The sequence below is a fragment of the Cohnella sp. OV330 genome (assembly GCF_900112065.1).
Lineage (GTDB): Bacteria > Bacillota > Bacilli > Paenibacillales > Paenibacillaceae > Cohnella.
Genome location: NZ_FOKE01000013.1, coordinates 188,722 through 204,528 on the forward strand (window position 1 = coordinate 188,722; position 15,807 = coordinate 204,528).

At 57.2% G+C, this 15,807-nt stretch carries 7 protein-coding genes and 1 pseudogene; 6 read left to right on the plus strand and 2 right to left on the minus strand.

Features of this window, described 5'->3' with window-relative positions; translation table 11 throughout:
• The first annotated feature begins 55 nt into the window (after nucleotides 1–55).
• Both BM235_RS26530 and BM235_RS26535 read left to right on the plus strand, forming a co-directional pair.
• Nucleotides 56–1,741, plus strand: a complete 1,686-nt coding sequence (locus BM235_RS26530) for an S-layer homology domain-containing protein (RefSeq protein ID WP_090117260.1) — start codon at nucleotides 56–58, stop codon at nucleotides 1,739–1,741.
• A gap of 114 nt (nucleotides 1,742–1,855) precedes the next feature.
• Nucleotides 1,856–2,020, plus strand: a pseudogene (locus tag BM235_RS26535) (aldo/keto reductase); the annotation flags it as partial.
• Nucleotides 2,021–2,040: 20 nt separating this feature from the next.
• Here the strand turns inward: BM235_RS26535 and BM235_RS26540 are convergent.
• Both BM235_RS26540 and BM235_RS26545 read right to left on the minus strand, forming a co-directional pair.
• Entirely contained in the window at nucleotides 2,041–3,837 is a 1,797-nt protein-coding gene (locus BM235_RS26540; RefSeq protein WP_090117261.1) for a cache domain-containing sensor histidine kinase, read from the minus strand.
• The gene (locus tag BM235_RS26545) at nucleotides 3,834–4,937 is read right to left on the minus strand and encodes a response regulator transcription factor (RefSeq protein ID WP_090117262.1); all 1,104 of its coding nucleotides are present in this window, start codon (nucleotides 4,935–4,937) and stop codon (nucleotides 3,834–3,836) included. The genes BM235_RS26540 and BM235_RS26545 overlap by 4 nt, the downstream gene beginning before the upstream one ends.
• Before the next feature lie 232 nt (nucleotides 4,938–5,169).
• Between BM235_RS26545 and BM235_RS26550 the strand changes: the two genes are divergently transcribed.
• From BM235_RS26550 to BM235_RS26565, 4 genes are all read left to right on the plus strand, one after another.
• Nucleotides 5,170–6,039 (plus strand): ABC transporter permease, encoded by an 870-nt coding sequence (locus BM235_RS26550; protein ID WP_369803560.1) that lies wholly within the window; start codon nucleotides 5,170–5,172, stop codon nucleotides 6,037–6,039.
• A 28-nt stretch (nucleotides 6,040–6,067) separates the two neighbouring features.
• On the plus strand, nucleotides 6,068–6,952 hold the full coding sequence (locus tag BM235_RS26555; RefSeq protein WP_090117264.1) for a carbohydrate ABC transporter permease: 885 nt from the start codon (nucleotides 6,068–6,070) through the stop codon (nucleotides 6,950–6,952).
• A gap of 119 nt (nucleotides 6,953–7,071) precedes the next feature.
• Complete coding sequence (locus BM235_RS26560; RefSeq protein WP_090117265.1) at nucleotides 7,072–8,700, plus strand: extracellular solute-binding protein; 1,629 nt, start codon at nucleotides 7,072–7,074, stop codon at nucleotides 8,698–8,700.
• Between the two features lie 278 nt (nucleotides 8,701–8,978).
• Nucleotides 8,979–15,668, plus strand: coding sequence for a DUF4962 domain-containing protein (locus BM235_RS26565; RefSeq protein WP_143106733.1), 6,690 nt, complete (start codon nucleotides 8,979–8,981; stop codon nucleotides 15,666–15,668).
• Nucleotides 15,669–15,807: the final 139 nt, after the last annotated feature.

The following is a 15,807-nucleotide window of genomic DNA, read 5'->3' on the forward strand; positions in this document are numbered from 1 at the left end:
GGGGGCGCTGCTTTCCAAGTTGAACGGTAACCATTGAGATTCTGGAGGACCCCAAATGAAAAACGGCTTTTACAAGCGCGCAGCGGGCCTGCTACTCTTCATTTGCTTGTTAGGTTCGGCCTCAGGGCTGCAGAACGCGATCGCCGCAGAAGGAGCGACCACGTTCGATATTCGCGTAAATAAAGCTTCGGCGGAAGTTGGCGATAGCTTCGTCGTTACCATCGACGGCGTGAACCTCGACCGGTTGTACGCTTATGAATTGACGCTCGAACTGCCCGCAAACGCTACATTCGAGCGATCGAAAACGAAGGATTACCTACCCGACGGATTATCGGTTTACCACCAAGAAGGGCATACCCTTCGCTACGGATCGACGAAGTCCGGCCAAGCCGCCGGGGAAAACGGTACGAAGACACTAGCCGCGTTGACTTTGCTGGCGAATGCCTCCGGCATCGCGGAAATCCAATTGGTCAGCGTCAAAACGCTCGATCCCGAATTGCGCGCAACGCTCCATACGGTGAACAAAAAGATCAGCGTTCAGGTCCGTTCGAACAGCGCTCCCAATGAGGGAACCAACAACGGAACAGAAAATTCAGCGGTTCCCCGCACGATCACCGCAGCGGACGGCAGCGGTCAGGTTGAATCAGGCCGGATCGTCGTCTCTTCGGACGGTCCCGTACAAGCCCCCCTGGCGCTGCTTCAAGCCTGGGCCAAGCAAAACTCGGCTGCCGTACTCGAGCTTCAAGCGGGCAAGATAACCTACTCGCTTCCGTTAAGCGAGTTGTCTTCGCCCGGACTGCTGGCGCTGCTCGGGGCCGATGCGAGTCAAGCGGTCATCAAAATCTCTATTACCGAAGCAAGCGGCATGCAAAAGGATCTGGCGAAAATCGGCGCGGCGGACCTTGGCTCCAAACTATTGATCGATCCGGTGGAATTCGAGGTCACTGCCGTCAGGCCGGACGGAAAGTCCGTACGGCTATCCAGCTTCTCAGCCTATGTCCACCGCTCCTTCCAGCTCGAATTCGACGTCGATCCCTCCCAAACGACCGGCGTATATCTGGATGAAGCAACCGGACAACTGCTACCGGTACCGACTTTACTTCGTGTCGTGAACGGAAACGTCGTTGCCGATCTGTTCAGAAAAGGCAACAGCGCGTACGCGCTCGTTCAAACGAATAAGCGCTTTGCCGATCTGGAGGGTCACTGGAGCCAAACGACTGTAGAAACGATGGCCAACAAGCTGCTGGTCAAGGGAATATCGGAGCAAAGCTTCGCTCCCAACAAACCGGTGACGCGAGCTGAGTTTGCGACTTTACTGATGAGAGCGCTGACCCTGGAGGCCGTGGCAGGTCAGGCATCGTTTAAAGGCATTCAAGGAAAGTGGTACGAGAGCGCCGTTCAATCGGCCGCGAACGCCGGTCTGATGAACGGCGATCCGGACGGGAGCTTCCGGCCCAATGCGCAGATAACCAGGCAGGAATTGGCGGTTGTGCTGAAACGTGCGGCCGGCTATGCCGGAAAATCGGTTGAACGCACGGACCAAAACCAGTCTCGTGCGCCATTCGCCGACCAAGCGGCGATAGCGTACTGGGCACGGGCTGATATAGCCGACGTCGCGGCCGCAGGGATCATGGAAGGGGACGCGTCGAGCACCTTCAGACCCGAAGCGCCTGCTTCCAGAGCCGAAGCAGCAGCCGTTCTAAAGCGATTGTTAGTTTACGCCAAGATGTTCAGCGAATAAAGCAAGGTAGCTGCCCGCAGCCAAGGCGCCACGACATGGGGCACCGTACGCGCCTCCCCGTCTTCAAAGTTTAATTTCGTTTGAAAACGCGCCTTGCATCCGCGGATGCAAGGCGCGTTCGTTCTGCAGTTCAAATGCGGCATCCGCAAGGGCGCGTTCGACCTTTCCAAGGAACATATCCCGAACTCGGTCGACGGCATTCTGAAGCGCCTGAAGACTGACTACCTGGACATCCTGCTTCTTCACCGCCCGGATGCGCCGGTCGAGCTCGAGGAAGTAGACACACCGAGCACCTTACACTAACTCTCCACAGCGGGTAGTCGGACGATGACCGTCGTCCCTTCGCCGAGCGCGCTTTGAAAAGCAAGACCGTATTTATCGCCGTAGTGAATTTGCAATCGCTCGTTGATGTTCTTCAAGCCATAACCCGACTCGCGGGAAGCAGGCGTTTCCCCGGATAGAATGCGGCCCGCCGTCTCCTCGCTCATGCCGACGCCGTCATCCTGCACATAGAGGACGATAAGGTCGGCGATTTGCTCGCCGCGGATCATGATCGTTCCCGTCTCGTCCTCCTTTTCGAGGATGCCATGGATAATCGCGTTTTCAACGATCGGCTGCAGCGCGATTTTGAGGATTGGATGGTCCAGCAGCGAATCGGGCACGTCGATATCCAGCCGGATACCATCTTGGAACCGCATATTTTGAATTTGCACATAAGCTTGCACATGCGCGAGCTCGCTGCGGATCGTCACCGTGTCCTCGCCTTTGCTCAGGCTGAGCTTGTAGAACCGGGACAAGGCGCGCGCGACCTCTCCGATCTCCGGCGCGGCATGCTTCACCGACATCCAGTTGATCAAGTCGAGCGTATTGTACAGAAAATGAGGGTTAATCTGCGCTTGCAGCGCTCTCAGCTCCAGTGTCTTGATCTCCTTTCCCAGGCGGTATCGCTCGTCAATGCTGCTTCCGATCGTGCTCAGCATGTGCTGAAAATTCCGGACCAGCTCTCCGATCTCGTCCTGGCTGCTCGGAATGCTCGTCATCTCATAATTCCCGCGTACGACCTTGCGCATCTGATGGATGAGCGCCTTGATTCGCTTGACGGCCGACGATGCCGCCAGGAACGACAATGGCAGCGCGATCATGGCAATGATCAGGAACACGGCGATCATCGGCTTCCTCGATTTGTTGCTAAGGCTCATAATGTCGCTGTAGGGCGTGATCAGCATCAGCGTCCAGTCCGAATCCTCGACCTCCTGGGCGCCGACCAGCCACTTTTCCTCGTTATAATCGAGCGTTTTCAGGATGCCGTTGCTCAGATTATCCTTTGCGAAGGCGGGCAGAACGGATAGGGCGGTATCGGAGATGCCGAGATTCTGCCCGGTGCCGGCCGTGCCGACGATCTCGCTGCGGCTGTTGATCAAGGCGGCGGTCGTATCGGGCGTATAAATCGTCTGATCCAGAATCAATTGGATCTGTGATTGCGGAATGCCGAGCTCTGCGACCCCGATGCTCTGGTGGAGGTCGAGATGGCTTGGGATATTGCGAAGCACGTGCATAAAATCGTCTTCGCCGGCGTCCGTCTCCTTAAAGTAGCGCTTGTCGAACCATTCGATATGCGTCGTGCTCAGTAAGCTGAACCAGGGGGCATCGTCGTATCGACTCAAATCTTTAAGCTCATTGCTCTCCGCAAATGAGGCAAGCCCTTGCTTCATATAAATTCGCACGTAGCTGATATCCGGATTGTTCTTGGCGAGCAGAAACTGGGCGTTTAGCTTATCCGCGTCGATGATCCACCGCCCGATATCGTTAACATAACGCTCGGAGTTCACTTGAATCAATTCCTGGATATCCTCGTTCAACACGAGCATGTTCAGCGTATTTACGGCCGACTTCGTCTTGAATTCTAGATAGGAATTGGTCTGCTTCAGCACCTGGCGCGCCGAATAGATCATTTCCTTTTCATTTTCTTTCCCCGTTACGAACGTATTGACAAGCAGAAAGACGACGAGAGGAATGAGGATAAGCCCCAGGTAAGATAGAAACAATTTGTATTTAATGCTCAGGTTGCCGATACCCTCGATCCAGGGCCGGATCATAGATAGTACTTCTCCATATACCTGGCAGGCGTAACGCCCGTATGCTTCTTGAACAGCGTCGTAAAGTAATTGGCGTCCGTATAGCCGAGCGCCTGGGCGATCTCGTATTGCTTCAGCCGGCCCTCCCTGAGCAGCTGCTTGGCTTTTTCCATGCGGACTTCGGTAATGTAGGCATTAACGGTCGTACCGGCGTGTTTCTTGAAAAAGGCGCACAGGTAGGTGTGGCTGAAGTGGACATGATTAGCGATGGACTGGGTCGAGAGCGCCGGATCCGCATAATGCTCCCTGATATAGTTGGTGATGAGATACAATTTCCGGCCGGTCGAATCCTTTTCTGCAATGGCGCTGAAATGGCGCTCGATATCTTCAATAACGCTGTCGGCCAACTCGAGGAGCGTGCAGGCCGCTTCGACCCGCTGCCAGGCCAGGTGAGAGCGGCTGTCGTGATCGGGGCCTGGAGAGGTGCCCAGATCTCTGGCCGTGTCGCCGACGATTTGAAGCATTTGATAGAACAACGATTTTACGCGATTCGTATCGGGATCCTGTGAATAACCGGCCGCCTGTGCGGTTTCGCGCACGAGCGCGATTGCTTTATCCCGGTCGTCGGCATGCAGGTATTGTCGGAGACGAACGCCGACGGATGCATCGACGAGGAGCGCTTTATCGACCTGTTTTTCGAAGCCTAGGTAAAATCGCTTTGACGCTGCGAGACGGGAAGCTTGTCGGCTTCTGCTTTCTGTAATCGCTTTCATGATGACGGCTTCGATCTCTTTTACGTCAAGCGGCTTCTCGATATAACTGACCGCTTTCAGATGAATCGCTTCTTTTAAATATTCTTTGTCCGCATACCCGCTCAGGAAAATAATCTGGCAGTCGGGAGATAGCTCCCGGATCTTGGCCGCAAGCTCGATTCCGTTCATTTTGGGCATACGGATGTCGGTCAACAGAAGGTCCGGCATCTCCCGCAACGCCATCTCAAGTGCCGCCAGACCGTTTTTGGCGGTCTCTACCGACCCGACTCCCATTGCACGCCAAGATACGAATTCGCGCAAGCTGTCCCGCGTATTTTTCTCGTCGTCGACGATGAGCGCTTTGATCATGCCCGTCTCTTCCTCTCGTGCGCGATAAAGACTGCATTTTTATCCAGTGTAGCAGACAGGCGCTTGCAAGAGAATGAGCGTCCGGCAACATCGTAATATAACCAAGCAAATCACAAATTCATGTCGTATATTTCTTCGACGCGTCCCTTTACGATTACATTATCAAATGCGGCGGGAGAGGATGGATGAATTGAAAACGCTTTATGACATTCGTAAGCACAAAGTACTGTACATGATGTTTTTGCCGATTGCGATTTATTTCTTGGTCTTCTCCTACTTTCCGATGGCGGGCATTATCATTGCCTTCAAAGACTACAACTACGCGGGTGGAATCTGGGGAAGCGCCTGGAGCGGATGGGACAACTTCGCCTACTTCTTCAAATCGGGGAAGGCCTGGCTCGTCACCAGAAATACAATCGGTTACAATGTCGTATTTCTGGCCTGTTACACGTTCTTCTCGGTCGCGGTCGCGATTTTTATCGCCGAGATGCGGAGCAAGTGGTTCAAAAAAACCGCGCAATCGTTCATGCTGCTGCCGTACTTCGTCTCCTGGGTCATCGTAGCGGCGTTCGTCTACAACCTGTTTAATTACGAGTTCGGCGTCGTCAACACGGTCATCGGGTGGTTCGGCGGCGAACCCATCGACATATACGGATCCCCCAGGTACTGGTACTTCCTGCTGCCGATCTTCTACGTGTGGAAATGGGTCGGATTCGGCAGCATCCTGTATTTGGCCGCCATCATGGGCATCGATCAGGAATGCTACGAAGCGGCTGTTATCGACGGCGCGACTGTATTCAAAAAAATCTATTACATCACCATTCCGCTGCTCATGCCGACGATGATCATCCTCGTACTTCTCGGTCTGGGGAGAGTGCTTCGCGGAGAATTCGATATGTTCTACCAACTGATCGGGAACAACTCGATGCTGATGGACGCGACGGACATCGTGGACACGCTCGTATTCCGGTCGCTTGTCGGGACGCCTGACTTCGGACTCGCTTCGGCAGCAGGCTTCTATCAATCCGTCCTTTGCTTCGTCATCATTCTAGCCGTAAACGGTGCAGTGAAATTGTACAACAAAGAATACTCGCTATTTTAAACCAACCGGATCGTTCGGAGGCATGGCCATGAAGATCAAGCATACGCTGGACATCAAAATTTTTAATGCGATCTCTTATACGGTCGTTGGGTTTTTAGGCATCGTGACGCTGCTGCCTTTCGTCGTCCTGCTGGCAAGCTCATTCTCCTCGGAGGCTTCCATTATTCGAGAGGGCTACTCGCTGATTCCAAGAGACTTCTCGCTGCAAGCCTACAGCCTCGTGTTCAAGGAGCCCGACGAGATCCTGCGCGCTTACGCAATGACGATCTCGCTGACGATGATCGGAACGGTGGTCGCCTTGTTCTTCTCGGCGATGACCGCCTACGTGCTGTACCGAAAAGAAGTGAAGCATCGCAACAAGCTATCCTTTTTCCTGTACTTCACGACCTTGTTCAATGGCGGACTCGCTTCTTTTTATATCACGGTCAACAACCACCTGCATCTCAAAAATACGTTTCTCGTGCTGCTGCTCGTGCACATGTTCAGCGTCGTTTACATTCTGATGCTCAGAAGCTTTATGCAAGGCTCGCTGCACGATTCCATTCTGGAGTCGGCCAAGATCGACGGAGCCGGGGATTTCATGATGTTCGTGCGCATCGTGCTGCCTCTGATGAAGCCTGCGCTGGCAACCATCGGCCTGTTCACGGCGCTCGGATATTGGAACGATTGGTGGACGCCCATGCTGTTCATCGAGAATGACAAGCTGTTCCCGCTGCAGTACGTCTTGTATCGCGTGCTGTCGAACGTCGAGATGGCAGCGAGCATCATCAAGGCGCCGATCGCGGTGGAGCTGCCCAAAGAGACGTTGAAGCTGGCGCTGACCGTCGTGTCCACCGGGCCGATCGTCCTGCTGTATCCGTTCATGCAAAAGTACTTTGTCAAAGGCATAACGGTCGGTGCCGTCAAAGGTTGAACCAAGGGTGCGGGAGCGGGCAAACCATGGTGTCCGGCTCTTGACATACAGCCTGCACAGTCGACAAGATTGGTAGGCCAAGCTCTGGAGAAAAAAAGATATTCTTGGGAGGGTATTGGATGGCTGGAACAAGAAAGAAAATGGGACACTTCACCCTGCTCGCGGTGCTGCTCGCTTCGATGCTGGCCGGGTGCAGCAAAAACAACGAAACGCCATCGGCAAGCGGGAGCTCTTCAGCGGCGCCAACAAAAGCAGTTGCTACGGAATCCGCGTCAGCGACTTCATCGGCTTCCGAGCCGGCGATCGACACGTCGAAGGAAGTGAACCTGAAAGGCTATCTAATCGGCGAAGCGCCGAAGGGATTGCCCGAAGTGGTGACCGAGCTGAATTCCCGGCTCAAGCAGGACATTAACGCGACACTCGAAATCGATTACGTCGGGTATAGCGACATGAGCACCAAATATCCGCTGATTTTGACGAACAGCGGCGGGACAGACTGGATTTATTCCGCCAACTGGCTGAATTATGTTCAACACGCTTCCAAAGGCGCGTTTATGGAGCTGACGGAAGAGATGATCAAGAAGTATATGCCGACCTATTATGAGTCGATCGACAAGGAAGCGTTCAAGGCGGCATCCGTCAACGGCAAGCTGTATATGGTGCCGGCCCCGGCGCGGTCGCCCAGCATTCCTGTGGCCGTCATTCGCGGAGATCTGAGAAAGAAATATGGTATAGCGGAGATTAAAAGGCTGTCCGATCTCGCTCCCTACTTCGAGGCGATCAAGAAGAACGAACCTGATATGATTCCTGCAGCGCTCAGCTCAAACGCATCGGACTTGACCATGATGTACTCGCTGATGGCCGATCAAGGTCAAGCGCCCATCCAACTGATTAACGGTTACGGCTTGGCTTATTTCATGGAGGATCCGACGGCAAAACTGATGGCTTTCGATGAAGAGCCGCTCAAATCGAAGCTGCTGCAAGCCGCAGGTACGATGAAGGAATGGTACGATGCCGGTTATATCAACCGCAATTATTTTTCGAACAAAGTGAACAGCCTTGACGCCTTCGACCAAGGCAAGTCGAGCATCGGGTTCGCCAATACGATCTCGGTTCGCAGATACCTGGATACGGGCAAGGAAAAGGGATACGACATCGAACTGATTCCTTTAGTAGACGGCGAAGGCAAGACGATGGCGCCTGAATGGACATCCGGCGGCATCTCCATACCGGCGGGTGCCAAAAATCCGGAGCGTACGCTTATGGCCATGGATCGCATCATCTCCCACCAAGACTATAATTATCTTGTTTACTTCGGGATTGAAGGCAAGAATTATGTACTGAACAGCGAGGGCAAGCTTGAGCTTCCTCCGGGCGTAACTTCGAAGACGAACACCTATCCTCCAGACGCGGCCGGGTTCTGGTTCACCGACCTGCGCCAATTCCCGGCATATGCGTCCTGGAGCGACCAGTACATTCAACTGCTTAAGGATATACAGGATCATATGCTTTACGATGGTCCATTAACCGGAATGAACTTTAACTTCGAGTCCCTGAAGGCCGAAGTTGCCGCATTAACCACCGTCCGTACGCAATATTTGCTGCCGCTGACGATGGGATCGGTCAAGGACGTAAATGAAGCGCTCAATACGTTCATGGAGAAGGCTAAGGTAGCAGGCTTCCAGAAGATCAGGGACGAAGCGCAAAAGCAAATCGACGCATACGTACAAACCAAATCGTCCAAATGAACGCCAAGCCCGTCAGGCAGCATGCGATGCTGCTTGACGGGTTTTTAACAGAAAGGCGGGCGTCAACTCCATAATCCAACCAAGAAAATCTTAATTCTGTGTCGTATATTTATAAATTCGCCATCGGTAGAATGAGTTTGGAAACGCCGCAGGACAACAATTTGAAAGCGCTATTGTCGGGCAAGGAGGTGATGCGAACGTCGGAAGATTGGAGTTGGCAAGGAATAGCTGGCTGCAAGAAACCGCAACAAAATCGACAAGGGAGCTGATCGTTGAAGATGATGGGTCAAGCGACGAAAAGAAGAATCGCGGTAACAATGGTGTTCGTATGGGTACTCGGCTGCTTCGCCAATTTCCCGTTCGCCAAGCTGCCTGCCGCTGCGGCCGCTGCTGCATGGCCGACAGAACTGATGTCCGGCAACAACCTGCCGTTCCGGCCCGCCGACGGGCTCGTCACGACGCAGAATCCGCCGGACTTCAGCTGGCCGGCGGTTCCCGAATCGGATCAGTATCAGCTGCAGGTGGGCCGCAGCGCGTCCGTCGCCGATGCGGTGTACGATCAGACGCTGGAAGACAACTTTTACAACTTCCCTCATATTTTTGGCACCGGTACATGGTACTGGCATGTCCGCTATCATACGGACGCCGATGGCTGGTCCGAATGGGGCGACGCCCGCAGATTCCGGATCGAAGAGGATTACGTGGAATTCCGCGTTCCCTCTGTCGAATCGCTGATCGACAAGATCGGCACCACGCACCCGCGCATCTGGACCAACCCGACGACGCTTGACGAATTCAAGGCGTTGAGCACGACGCCGGGTCAGTCGCAGACCTTTTACCAGTCCGTCTACAATGGCGTGAACAAGGACGTAGCATGCACGCCGACGACAGCGGAACCGAATAAATGCAAATTCGTCGAACCGATCTGGACCGCGACGACTAATGACCGAACGTCGCAGGAATACATCGACGCGACGACTGCGATCCGCAAGTATACGGAGCCGCTGATGAGCAGGATGCTGAACGCGGCCTTCGTCTATTTGCTTACGGATAACGCCGAGGTTGGACAGTACGCGAAGGCAAGACTGCTTGAAGTCGCCGCCTGGGATCCGTCCGGGGCGACGAGCTACGAGCACCAGGATCAGGTGTTCCGCCTCATCGCGCTCAACAGCGCGATGGCTTACGACTGGCTGTACGGCATCCTCAGCCCGACCGAGAAGCAGGCGGTTCAGGATATGATCGACGTCCGCGCCTCTAAGATGGTGAGCGAGCTCGTCGACGCGCATCCGATCCAGAACAGCCCGTTCAACTCGCACGGCTGGACGGCGTTCGGATACATCGGCGTCATCGCCACCGCGATGCTGGGGGATCTCGAAGACGCAGACGACTGGTTCCGCAAGGTCGTGCCCGCCTATATCAACCTCCTGCCCCCTTGGGGCGGAGAGAATGGCGGCTGGTCCCAGGGAACCGGCTACTGGCAGTGGTCCAGTCTATATTCCAAAGAATTCACGGACGTTCTGCTGAGCGCCAGCGGCTTCAACCTGTACGACAAAGCCTACTCGCGCAACGAAGGCTTATATCCGATGTATGCATTCCCCAAAGGGTCCCCGAAGGGCATCTTCGGACACGACAGCCAATACGTGCCCCACAATCCCAGCACGACCATCTACAACCGTCTCGCGCAGCTGTATCAGGACCCCCGGCTGCAATGGGCGGCCCAGACGATCGGCTCGCCCATGAACGGTCAGCTTTACAACTATTTCTACGGAGACGACGATCTGGAGATGAGGCCGCCAGTGGACCTGCCGGACGCCAGATGGTTCCAGGACATCGGACTCGTGACGATGCACTCGGAGCTGTACGATCCGGACCGCGTGTCCCTCTACTTCAAGTCCAGTCCGTACGGCTCCTACAACCATAGCTTGGCGGATCAGAACAGCTTCATTCTGAACGCCTTCGGCGAATCGCTGGCCGTCGAGGCCGGCTTCTACGATTCTTACGGGAGCGTCCACGACAAGTACTTCGCGAAGCAAACTTTGGCCGCGAACGCGATCACGATCGACGGCAAACAAGGGCAAGCCTACGACAGTCTGGACGCGGATGGCAAGATCGTGAGCTTCGTCACGCACCCGGACTTCGACGCCACGACCGGTGCAGCCGCGCCTGCCTATGCAGGCAAGCTGACCGAAGCGAACCGCAGCATCGTGTACGTCCGGCCGGACGCCTTCGTCGTAATAGACAAGCTGAAGACGGCGAATCCGGCGGGTTCGAAGTTCGAATGGCGCCTGCACGCCGACGACGAGCTCGTCATCGACGAGGACCAAGCCGGCGCGACGATCCGGAAACGCGACGCCGCGCTGAAAGTTCGCATTCAGGCGCCCGCCGGGCTGACCGCGACGCTTGAAGACGAGTACCTCGATGAAGAAGGCATCGTGCGGAATCCGTCCGCAGCTTCAGCCTTCGCGAACGAAAGGCAGCTGCATGCAGCCTTTATCACGCCGCAGACGCCCGCCACGACCTTCGTCTCCACGATGGAGGCTTACAAGGAAGGCACAGAACCGGCAGAGGTCACGTCGGAAAATCACGGTACCTACGAGAAGCTTACGTTCGAAGACGGCTCCGTCGTGTATGTCCGGCTTGCGGAGAGCGGCCAAATCGACGCCGGCAGCGTTAAGTTCGACGGCACGGCCGTCGCGGTGAAGGGCGATACGGTTCTGCTCGTGGACGGCACGAAGCTGGTCAAGGACGGGGTCACCGTCATTCAGAACGACCAGCCGGCAACGGTCGTATATGGCGGGGACCAACTGTCCGTATCCGGTCCGTCGGATACGCAAGTGAGACTTCTTGCGCCGGACATCGTGCGTCTGCGCGAGGCGGACACCGGTACGGACATTCCGCAGGGCGGCACCGTCTCGGAGGCGGTTGGCCTGCGCGGCGCGCAATGGGATAAATCCGGAGACACGATCACCCTTCATGTCGAAAAGGGCCATCGCGCCTTCAAGCTGGACGACGCGCCGATGCCGCACCCGATGGCGCCGATCGCCGTGACGACCGAGATCGACGGGGTGCAGGCACAAAAGACGCTGCAAGTGTACACCGATACGGAAGGCGTGCCCGTCGCCTGGGGCAAGCTCGGCAATACGGCCGGTCTGTACCACGTGACGGAAGCGCCGGCGGGATTTGTATTCGACCGGCACGGCTCGCCCAAGGACGTCTACCTGGAAGACAATGCGTCCTTCATCATTCGCGGTCCCGTCGGGCCCGTGAAGCTCACCAAGGTCGGCGGAGACGACGTCGCGCCTTCCGAGGTTTGGACGGATCCCGAGGCGGCGAGGAACAAGCTGTCCTTCGATTGGGTGGAAGCCGAATCGTATACGCACGCCGATGCAGGCGTGACCACGTACACGACCCGTCCATTCTTGTCGGGCGGCAAGGGCGTCGGCACTTGGAGCGTGGTAGGCCAGCAGATTGACTGGACCTTGAACGTGCCCAAGGCGGGCACCTACGATCTGGTGCTTAAATATGTGGCGGGCTTCAATCTAACCGCCGGCCAGACCATCACGACCCGCAGCATGATGATCGGCGGCGAGGCGACGGCGTTCGAGGCTCCGACGACGCTGGATGCGAGCGGAAAGCCGGATTATGGCACGCTGCCCGAGTATTGGCGCGGGCTCCGGGTCAAGCTCGGCAAGCAGCTCCCTGCAGGTCCGGTCGACATCTCCATGTGGTACGACGTCGGCGCGATGAACCTGGACTGGATCGGCCTCATCGAACGCAAGGACGACGAAGAGCGCCCGGCGAAGCCCGGCGGTCTCCATGTCGTCTCGCAGACGGACACGTCGGCGACGGTCGCTTGGAGCGCTTCGACGGATAACGTCGCCGTCGACGGATACGCCGTGTACGTAGACGGCGTCATGAAAAAGACCTTGCCGGCCGGTACGCTGACCGCGACGATCGACGGGCTCGCCGCCGGTAAGACGTACGCCTTCAAGGTGGAGGCGACGGACACGAGCGGCAACCGTTCGCAGCCCAGCGAAGCGCTGAGCGTGACGATGGGAGACGACACGGCGCCTTCATGGGGCGAAGCCGCGCTGCGGCCCGTTCACCTGTTCCCGAACGCGGTCCGGCTGGCCTGGGATCCCGCGGCGGACAACTCGGGCGCGGTGGCCGCGTACGAGATCTACCGGCAGGACGCGGGGCAGTCGGCCTCTACGAAGATCGCTACCGTAAGCGGCAGCACGTATGGCTACGACGCGATCGGGTTGCAGGCGGGAAGCGGATATACGTTCCAAGTGCAAGCGCTGGACGCGCAAGACAATAGGACGACGGACGGTCCGAGCTTGGCGGTCACGCTGCCGCAAGCAGGCGGATCCGGCGACTACTACGAATCGTTCGACGACAAGCCGATCGGCGATATGTTAAGCGGCAGCGGCTGGACGGTGGAGAAGAGAGCCGAGACGTCGGTCGCGATCGAAGCGCTGCCGGACGCAGGCGGTCAGGCGCTGGCGCTGACGGATCAATACCCGACGTCTACCGTTGCGAACGAAAGTCCGGTCGCGCTGCGGTCGAACGCAGGGATCGACGGCAAGGTCGCGTTCGAGACCAAGTTCATGTACAAGAAGGTGGACGCCAACAGCATCGGCAACTTCGAGCTGTGGCTGCGCGGCAACGGCAAGGACGTCGCGCGGTTCAACGGCTTCTCGGACGGCACGGTCGGCTATTGGACCATGGCGGGCGGCACGCTCAAAAATGTCAGGATCCCGGGGCCTTCGCTCTTCCTGTTGCCGAACGACAAATGGATCACGCTCCGCGTCGATCTGGATACGGCGACCAGGAAGTTCGACGTCACGTTCCAGACGGACGCGCTCAAGGACTATTCAGGATCCTCTCCTGCCGCTCCGGCAACATTGGACCGGACGACCGGCACCTATAAAGTCAGCGGCATTCCTTTCTACAACAACAATGCGACGACGACCGCCATCGATGCGTTCCGCTTCAGCACGTTCGCGTCGACGAGCAAGTTCCTAATCGATTACGTGACCTTGTACAAGGACGTGCCGGTAGACGCGACGGCTCCGGCTTGGGAGGAGACGGCCGCGCTCCGCGCGAATCAGCTGTTCCCGACGACGGCCAGACTGGATTGGGATCCGGCAACGGACGATTCGGGCAGCGTGCACGCGTATTCGATCTATCGCAAGGAAGCCGCGCAGTCTAACTTCACGAAGGTCGCTTCGGTGAGCGGCAGCACGTACGGCTACGACATGACCGGTCTGCAGGCGGGCGGCACCTATACATTCCAAGTGCAGGCCACGGATGCGAAGGGCAACGACTCGATCGACGGCCCGACCGTGACCGCGACGCTGCCTGCCGCGACGGCGGGCGGCGACTACTATGATTCGTTCGACGACAAGCCTATCGGGAACATGACGAGCGGCGGCGGCTGGACGGTGAGCATAAGAGACGGAACGTCGGTCGCGATCGAAGCGCTGCCGGGCGCGGGGGGCAACGGGCTCCGGCTGACCGACAACTATGCGCCGTCGAATACGGATACGACGGAAAGTCCAGTGGCGCTCCGGTCGAACGCGGCGCTCGCCGGCAAGCTGACGTTCGAGACGAGGTTCATGTTCGGCAAAGTGAACAGCGACATCGGCAACTTCGAGCTGTGGCTGCGCGGCGGCGGCAAGGACGTCGTGCGCTTCAACGCCTTCTCGGACGGCACGTTCGGATACTGGAAGCCGAACGGCACAACGACGGCCGCGGTCAAGATTCCGAAGGCCGCCGGCATCCAGCTGCCGCGCGATAAGTGGGTCACGCTTCGGTTCGATCTGGATACGGAATCGAAGACGTACGACGTCACCGTGCAGACGGAGGCGCTCCAAGGTTACGCAGGCACGGTGGATGCGCCGGGCACGGTGGACGCTGCCGCCGGCATCTATCGCGCGACTGGCATTCCGTTCTACAACGGCACGGCGTCCTCGGTCGACGCCTTCCGGTTCAGCTCCTTCAGGTTCACCGGTATGTACACGCTCGACTACGTGACGCTATACAAGAAGGCCGAGACGCAAGCAGACGCCGTCAAGGTCTCGCTGAAGGACAGCGCCGGCCAGCCGCTTAGCGGGGCCGTCGTGTCGTACTATGACGGCGGCTGGAAGGACTTCGGCGTCACGGACGCCTCGGGCTCGGTCAGCAGGTCCCTGCCGGACAAGAGCTATTCCTTCGCGGTGTCGTACGAAGGCACCCGCGGCCAGAAGGAACAGAACACCGGAGATAACGCGAACGTCGTCTTCCAGACGAAGAGCGTCAAGGTGCAGCTCAAAAACAGCGCGGGCCAGCCGCTCGGGGGCAGCGCTACGGTCAGCTATTATGCGGACGGCTGGCGGTCGTTCGGCACGACGAGCGGCGGCGAGGCCGGCAAGGAGCTGCTGCCAGGCAACTACACGTTCAACCTGTCGTACGCCGGCGCCTACCAGAGCAAAGTTCAGGATGTCGGCAGCGAGTCGAACGTCGTCTTCCAGACGAAGAGTGTCAATGTGCGGCTGGAAGACAGTGAAGGCGATCCGCTGGACGGCGGCGAAGCAAGCTACTACATGGACGGCTGGCACACGTTCGGCGCATTGACCGGCGGCGAAGCGACCAAGGAGCTGCTGCCCGTGAACTATACGTTCAGCGTATCGTACGAGGGCGCAAACTTGAGCAAACAGCAGAACGTCGCGGCGAATGCGACCGTCGTTTTTCAGACGTCGAACGTCGCGGTCCGGCTTGAGGACGGCCAAGGGAATCCGATCGCAAGCGGCGAGGCCAGCTTCTACGCGGGCGGCTGGCGAACCTTCGGCACGACGAATGCCGAAGGCGAAGCGCGTAAGAAGCTGCTGCCCGGCAACTACACGTTCGCGATGACTTATGACGGCAAGATTAAATCGCTCACGCAGGATACGTCGGTCTCGCCTACGGTCGTCTTCAAGGTTTAACCTTCTTTGAAAAGGGCCTGGCATCCATGGATGCCAGGCTCTTTTTTTCGCTCCATGACGCGCTTTTTGCGTAGCACGACTATTGTAAACGCGTGTTCGCCTAGCGCTCTTCGCGCGAAAGCGTTATGATAGTGCCGTA